Genomic DNA, 377 nt, shown 5'->3' with positions numbered 1-377 from the left:
CTTTTGTGCGAGGCCCACGCCTGAATCAAGGTGCCGTCGACGCTGAAATGCTCTTCCGACAACAGTTGCTTCTGCCGAGCTATCTGCACCACCTCTTCAAACAGGGTGGGAATAATGTTGTGGGCAAGCAGGCGGTCACGGTTCTTGCTGAAAGTGGAATGATTCCACACCTTGTCATCGATACAGAGGCCAACGAACCAGCGGAATAATAGGTTGTAGCGCATCTGTTCCATCAGCTGGCGTTCACTACGCACACTGAATAAAACCTGTAGCAGTAGGGCTCGCAGTAATCGTTCCCGGGGAATGGACTCTTTGCCGTTCGGTGCATAGGCGCAGTCGAGCAACCAGTCGATACGCTGCAATGCCAAATTAAATTC

The 377-nt window shown here is 52.0% G+C and carries 1 protein-coding gene; it reads right to left on the bottom strand.

Annotated elements, in window-relative coordinates; genetic code table 11:
- Positions 1–377: transposase (locus Q1A48_RS21440; protein ID WP_299948916.1), on the bottom strand; the 377-nt coding region annotated here is incomplete at both ends.

Origin of the sequence: uncultured Microbulbifer sp. (genome assembly GCF_947489355.1) — a bacterium.
In the GTDB taxonomy this organism is placed as follows: Bacteria; Pseudomonadota; Gammaproteobacteria; order Pseudomonadales; family Cellvibrionaceae; genus Microbulbifer.
Note: the sequence above shows the minus strand (reverse complement) of the source record. Positions and strands in the feature narration are given on the sequence as shown.